Origin of the sequence: Shewanella sp. S1-49-MNA-CIBAN-0167 (assembly GCF_040310145.1) — a bacterium.
Taxonomy (GTDB): Bacteria; Pseudomonadota; Gammaproteobacteria; order Enterobacterales; family Shewanellaceae; genus Shewanella; species Shewanella psychromarinicola.
Window position 1 is genome coordinate 1 of sequence record NZ_JBEOPO010000127.1, and the last position, 404, is coordinate 404.

The 404-nt window shown below is 44.1% G+C and carries 1 protein-coding gene; it reads left to right on the forward strand.

The genetic code is table 11. The features are described from left to right. Positions 1-404: MFS transporter (locus AAEZ00_RS20665; protein ID WP_502959348.1), on the forward strand; the 404-nt coding region annotated here is incomplete at both ends.

Below are 404 nucleotides of genomic sequence, written 5' to 3' on the forward strand. Positions count from 1 at the left end.
GGCCTATTGTGGCGCAATACATGGGCTTAACGGGGTTGTTTTTATTAACCGCAGTTCTGGCAGTATTGGGCATGTTAATTGTGCAGTTTTTTGTTCCCAATCCTATTAGCCAAGCGCCTAAAGGCGATACGGTCGCCACTCCGACAAAATTAAAGCGTATGTTGTTAGACCCGCAGTTATTTCGCCTAGATGCCGGTATTTTTATTCTGCACTTAGTGCTAACCGCGGTGTTTGTTGCATTGCCGCTCGATTTGGTGGATGCAGGTTTAGTCAAAGAAAAGCATTGGATGTTGTACTTCCCCGCTTTTGTTGGTGCATTTTTCTTAATGGTGCCGTTAATTATCATTGGGGTGAAACGCAACAACACCAAAACCATGTTCCAGTTGTCGTTAATGATCATGATG